This window comes from Mesorhizobium sp. M7A.F.Ca.US.002.01.1.1 (assembly GCF_004022955.1).
Taxonomy (GTDB): domain Bacteria; phylum Pseudomonadota; class Alphaproteobacteria; order Rhizobiales; family Rhizobiaceae; genus Mesorhizobium; species Mesorhizobium ciceri.
Map to the genome: position 1 here is coordinate 1 of NZ_RZQE01000347.1, position 6323 is coordinate 6323.

Consider the following 6323-nt stretch of genomic DNA (forward strand, 5'->3'; position numbering starts at 1 on the left):
GCCGAGAACATCCCCGGCACCAAACCCGGCGAGATCAAGGGCGCGCGTTTTGTGGTGACGTTGCCGGCCGAAGGCTGAGAGCATGAATTCCAACCATGCCTGGTCCAGCCGTGCAGCCTGAAAACATTCACGCGACAATGGTTTTGATCGGCGAGCGCGGCATTCTCATCACCGGAGCCTCCGGCTCGGGCAAGACGGCGCTGGCGCTGGCGCTCATAGATCATTGTCGCCAGCGCGGATCGTTCGCGCGGCTCGTCGGTGACGATCAGCTCTTTGTCGAGGCGCATGCCGGGCGGCTTCTGTGCCGCGCTCCCGCCGCCATAGAAGGCCTCGTCGAGGTGCCTGGGCTCGGCCCCCGGCCTCTGCCATTCGAGCCGGCAGGCCTCGTCGACCTGCATGTCCACCTGGTGCCGGCCGATGAAGCGCCGCGCTTCCAGGAGGATGCCGCAAGCAGCATCGTGGGTTGTCTGGTGCCACAGGTCGATGTGGTCGAACGCAATATCCCGGCGGCCTTACCGGTCGTGATGGCGCGGCTGTCGATCGCGCCTTTTCTATGATCCGCTCCGGGTTTTTTGCTGCAATGCGTCAAAATGGCATGCGCCTGCGCAATTTTGGGCTTGTCAACGGGCCGCGCGTCGACAAGATAGCGCTCCCGCCGCCTGGATTGGCTGGCGAGCATAAAATGCGCCTGTGAAGCGGCGATGACGGGAGCCACCAAAGAATGATCGGACTCGTGCTTGTAACGCACGGTCAACTGGCCACCGAGTTCCGACATGCCGTCGAACATGTCGTCGGGCCACAAGACAATTTCGAAACCGTGGCGATCGGTGCCGACGACGATATGGAGCAGCGTCGGCGCGACATTGTCGATGCGGTTGCCCGTGTCGACACCGGGGCGGGCGTCATCGTGCTGACCGACATGTTCGGCGGCACGCCCTCCAATCTTGCCATCTCGGTGATGGAGTCCGGCCGCACCGAGGTGATCGCCGGCATGAATCTGCCGATGCTGATCAAGCTTTCCTCGATCCGCAAGGGCGACAACATGGCGGCCGCCCTTGATGAGGCCCAGGCCGCCGGTCGCAAATACATCAATGTTGCCAGCCAGCTCCTGAGCAGCAAATGACCGCGCTGTCCCCGGAAAAAGATCAGATAGTCCGGGATTTTCCCATCATCAACCAGCGCGGCCTTCATGCGCGCGCTTCGGCGAAGTTCGTCCAGCTGGCCAGCGGCTTCGATGCCTCGGTGCATGTCGAGAAGGATGGCGTCAAGGTTGGCGGCACCTCGATCATGGGCCTGATGATGCTGGCGGCAAGCCCCGGCTATTCGATCCGCGTCACCGCCAGCGGGCCGGAGGCCCAGCAGGTCATCGACGCCCTGGAGCAACTGGTGGCGTCCCGCTTCGGCGAGGAATGCTGATCTGGTAGAGCGCGATATGCGTCCGAGAGACATGCAGGGATAAAGATTTCTTTATATCCCATTGTCGTCCTTGCTCCGATCTGCTAGTCAGGCCGGCAATTCGCGCCCTTGGACGCGCCGACCGGCGCGGGCGTGTCCGCAACAAATTCGCAAGCACAACATTCGCATCGGAGTACTGCCATGACGGGTAGCAAGGACTATGTGGTCGCCGACATCTCGCTTGCCGGCTGGGGCCGCAAGGAACTCGAGATCGCCGAAACCGAAATGCCGGGCCTGATGGCCTGCCGTGAGGAATTCGGCCCCAAGCAGCCGCTCAAGGGTGCGCGCATCACCGGCTCGCTGCACATGACCATCCAGACGGCGGTGCTGATCGAGACGCTGAAGGCGCTTGGCGCCGATATCCGCTGGGCCTCCTGCAACATCTTCTCGACCCAGGACCATGCGGCCGCGGCCATCGCCGAGGCCGGCATCCCGGTGTTTGCCGTCAAGGGCGAGTCGCTGGAGGAGTATTGGGACTACACCGACAAGATCTTCCAGTGGGCCGATGGCGGCCTCTCCAACATGATCCTCGATGATGGCGGCGACGCCACCATGTACATCCTGATCGGCGCCCGCGCCGAGGCCGGCGAGGACGTGCTGTCCAACCCGCAGAGCGAGGAAGAGGAATATTTCTACGCCCAGGTCAAGAAGCGCCTGAAGGCTTCGCCCGGCTTCTTCACCAAGCAGAAGGCGGCGATCCGCGGCGTCACCGAAGAGACGACCACCGGCGTCAACCGCCTCTACCAGCTGCAGAAGAAGGGCCTGCTGCCCTTCCCCGCAATCAACGTCAACGACTCGGTCACCAAGTCGAAGTTCGACAACAAGTATGGCTGCAAGGAATCGCTGGTCGACGGCATCCGCCGCGGCACCGACACGATGATGGCCGGCAAGGTCGCTGTCGTGTGCGGTTATGGCGACGTCGGCAAGGGCTCGTCGGCCTCGCTCAAGGGCGCCGGCGCCCGCGTCAAGGTCACCGAGGTCGATCCGATCTGCGCCCTGCAGGCGGCGATGGACGGTTTTGAAGTCGTCACGCTGGAAGATGCGGCCCCCACCGCCGATATCGTCATCACCACCACCGGCAACAAGGATGTCGTCACCCTCGACCATATGCGCTCTATGAAGGACATGGTCATCGTCGGCAACATCGGCCATTTCGATAATGAGATCCAGGTCGCCGCGCTGCGCAATTTGAAATGGACCAACGTCAAGCCGCAGGTCGATATGATCACCTTCGCGGACGGCAAGCGGATGATCCTTTTGTCGGAAGGACGGCTGCTCAATCTCGGCAACGCCACCGGCCACCCGAGCTTCGTCATGTCGGCATCCTTCACCAACCAGGTGCTGGCGCAGATCGAGCTCTACACCAAGCCCGGCCAGTACGAGAACCAGGTCTATGTCCTGCCCAAGCATCTCGACGAAAAGGTCGCCCGCCTGCATCTCGACAAGCTCGGCGCCCGCCTGACCGAACTGTCGGGTGAACAGGCCGCCTATATCGGCGTCACGCCGCAGGGTCCGTTCAAGCCGGAACACTACCGCTATTAACCAAAGCTAAAATTACTACCAGATATTGAGGCCGGGCGATTGACTTTTCGCCCGGCCTTATTTTTGCGCGCCATCAGCCTTCACGCCGATTCGGCGAGGGGTTATTGTCAGGTGATTCGGCGATGCTTCCAGCCCGAGAGGGTCAAGAGAGGCACGCATCAGGGCGGTCTTGCATTCAGGCGGCGGAGAGGACCAAGACATGCCGGGGCAACACCCGCACATAGCGGGACGGGCCGTTTCCGGCGGCCATGACGATTCGGGGATTGCTGGCTCCGCCCTGGAAGGGGGGAGCCTGTCCTGGCGCGCCCGCGCGTCGACATTCCTTGCCACCTCCGCGCTCGCGGGGCCCTTGGCCGGCGCCGCCGCGCATGCCGAGACCGCTGTTGCCAGCGTCGCCGGACTGTCGGTGAGTGCCATTGATGTCATGCAGCTTGCAGTGTTCGTCGGCGTGACGGGTGCCGCACTGATATCGGCCATCGTTCTCATCCGCGAAAGAGCCCGCACCTCGGCGGAGAATGTCGAACTCAGGAGCCGCCTCGCCGACATCAACGCGGCGCTCCGCCGTTCCGAGGCGCTGCTCAATCTGCGCGACCAGCGCGTCGTCGTCTGGGCTGCGGAAAACAAGAAGCCCGAGCTCATCGGCACATTGCCCGTCGAAAGCGGCGCTCCCGAGGATAGGGCCGCTTTTCTTGCTTTCGGCCGCTGGCTGATGCCGCGTTCGGCGGCGGCACTCGAACATGCCGTCGCGGGATTGCGCGAAAAGGCCAAACCCTTCGACCTGGTCATCGAATCGCAGGCCGGTGCGCCGCTCGAAGTGCATGGCCGCAAGAGTGCCGCGCATGTGCTCGTGCGTTTCGTCTCGCTCTCGGAGACGCAGCGCAGCCAGGCCAGGCTGAAGATCGAGAACCAGCGGCTGGCCGCCGACCACGACACGATGATCGGCCTGCTCGACGCGCTGAACATGCCGGCATGGCTCCGCGGCGAGGATGGCGGGCTGAGGTGGGTCAACCGCGCCTATGCCGATGCCGTCGAAGCCGAAAATGCCGAAGCCGCGGTTCGGGAGAAGAAAGAGTTCCTCGGCGGCCAGGCGCGCGATGCGATTGCCGCCCAGCACAGGACGCATCCGGTTTTCGAGCAATCGCTGTCCACCGTGATCGAAGGCGATCGCCGTGTGTTCGCGGTCACCGATTTCGCCGGCAGCGATGGCTCGGCCGGCCTTGCCTGCGACACCAGTGCCATCGAAGCCGTTCGCGGCGAATACGAACGGACGGTGCGAAGCCACGCCGACACGCTCGACCAGCTCAACACGGCGGTCGCCATTTTCGACACCGACGAGAAGCTGCGGTTCTTCAACCAGGCCTTCCAGAAGCTTTGGGGCCTGGACGCAGGCTTCCTGCACAGCGCTCCAGACAATGCCTTGCTGCTCGACCGGCTGCGCAGCGAAGGCAAGATCGCCGAACAGCCTGAATGGCGCCGCTGGAAGGAAGGCCTGCTCGGCGCCTATCGCGCTGTGGAATCCCAGGAACATTGGTGGCATCTGCCTGATGGCAAGACCATCCGCGTCGTCGCCAACCCGCAGCCCAAGGGCGGCGTCACCTGGGTGTTCGAGAACCTCACCGAGAAGATGGACCTCGAGAGCCGCTACCAGACAGCGGTGCGGGTCCAGGGCGAGACGCTCGACAATCTTGCCGAAGGCGTAGCGGTGTTCGGACCCGACGGCAGGCTCCGGCTGTCGAATCCTGCCTTTGCCACGCTCTGGGGATTGAGCGGCGAAGCGGCCAAGCCCAGCGTCCATGTTTCCACCATCCGCGACCTTTGCGACCGGCAGGCGGCGGACAGCCCCTGGCCCGGCTTTGTTGCCGCCGTCACCGGCTTCGACGACGAGCGCCGCGACCGCCACGGACAGACCGAGCTCAACAACGGCAACGTGTTGAGTTACGCCATGATCCCGCTGCCCAACGGGCAGGTGATGATGACCTTCGTCGACGTCACCGACAGCGTCCATGTCGAGCGGGCGCTGAAGGACAAGAACGAGGCGCTGCAAAAATCCGACCAGCTCAAGAACGAATTCGTCCAGCATGTTTCCTATGAACTGCGCTCGCCGCTGACCAACATCATCGGCTTCACCGAACTCCTGTCACAGCCCACGACCGGTCCGCTGACGCAGAAGCAGCGGGAATATGTCGAGCATGTCAGCTCCTCCTCCGCGGTCCTGCTCACCATCGTCAACGACATACTCGACCTGGCGACGGTGGACGCCGGCATCATGCAGCTCGATATTTCCGAGGTGCAGGTCGATCGCACCATCGCCGCTGCGGCCGAACTGGTGGCCGACCGGCTGGAAGAGCATTCGATCAGGCTCGAGGTCGAAGCAGCCTCGGCGCCGAAGACGTTTCACGGCGATGAGGTCCGCGTCCGCCAGATCCTCTACAATCTGCTCAGCAACGCCGCCAATTACGCCCCGGAAGCCAGCACCATCCGGCTCACCTGCCGCCATCTGGCGGACGGGGTGGAATTCTCGGTCCATGACGACGGTCCCGGCATGCCGCCCGATGTGCTCGATTCGGTGTTCCGCCGTTTCGAGCCGCGCGCCAATGGTGGCCGCCGGCGCGGCGCCGGCCTCGGCCTGTCGATCGTCAAGAGCTTCGTCGAGCTGCATGGCGGCAGCGTTCGCATCGAAACCGGCAAGGACAAGGGCACGACCGTCATCTGCACCTTTCCAGACATGCCGGGCATCCGTGCCGCGGCCGAGTAGCGCGTTCGATGACCGGATTGGTGCTGGAGCGATTACTCGCCGACGAGACCCAGACAGCGCGGCTGGGCGAAGATCTGGCGCTGTCGCTGCGCCCAGGCGACGTGCTTGCCCTGAAGGGCGATCTGGGCGCCGGCAAGTCGACGCTGGCGCGGGCCTTGATCAGGACCTTGGCCGACGATGCCGGCCTCGACGTTCCGAGCCCGACCTTCACGCTGGTGCAGAGCTACGACACCCGCATTCCGGTGCATCACTTCGATCTCTACCGCCTGTCCTCGGCCGACGAGATCGATGAGCTTGGGTTCGACGAAGCCTTGGCGCAAGGTGCTGCTTTGGTCGAATGGCCGGAGCGGGCGGAAGCCCATCTGCCGAAAACCACGGTCCTGATCGAGCTCGTCCAGCATGGCAACGGCCGGCTGGCACGATTGTCGGGGCAGGGACCTGCCTTCGATCGGGCCGCACGGTCGCTGGCCATGCGCGACTTTCTCGTGAGCGCCGGCTGGGCGCAAGCGCAGCGCCGCCATTTCATTGGCGATGCTTCTGCCCGCTCTTACGAGATCGTTTCGCTGCCGGG

The 6323-nt window shown here is 63.8% G+C and carries 6 protein-coding genes; all 6 read left to right on the forward strand.

The annotated features are described in order from the left end of the window. Positions 1-95 precede the first annotated feature (95 nt). Positions 96-557 carry a hypothetical protein gene (locus EN932_RS25945; protein WP_013528335.1) on the forward strand — a complete coding sequence of 154 codons (462 nt, stop codon included), beginning with the start codon at positions 96-98 and terminating at the stop codon, positions 555-557. 164 nt (positions 558-721) lie between these two features. Continuing rightward, entirely contained in the window at positions 722-1123 is a 402-nt protein-coding gene (locus EN932_RS25955) for a PTS sugar transporter subunit IIA (protein ID WP_010912939.1), read from the forward strand. Next, positions 1120-1416, forward strand: coding sequence for an HPr family phosphocarrier protein (locus EN932_RS25960; protein ID WP_013528333.1), 297 nt, complete (start codon positions 1120-1122; stop codon positions 1414-1416). The genes EN932_RS25955 and EN932_RS25960 overlap by 4 nt, the downstream gene beginning before the upstream one ends. A gap of 180 nt (positions 1417-1596) precedes the next feature. Then, on the forward strand, positions 1597-2997 hold the full coding sequence (gene ahcY / locus EN932_RS25965) for an adenosylhomocysteinase (protein WP_013528332.1): 1401 nt from the start codon (positions 1597-1599) through the stop codon (positions 2995-2997). Between the two features lie 199 nt (positions 2998-3196). After that, entirely contained in the window at positions 3197-5752 is a 2556-nt protein-coding gene (locus EN932_RS25970) for a PAS domain-containing sensor histidine kinase (RefSeq protein WP_127384675.1), read from the forward strand. 8 nt (positions 5753-5760) lie between these two features. Then, on the forward strand, positions 5761-6323 hold a 563-nt coding region (gene tsaE, locus EN932_RS25975), incomplete at its 3' end, for a tRNA (adenosine(37)-N6)-threonylcarbamoyltransferase complex ATPase subunit type 1 TsaE (RefSeq protein WP_128369159.1).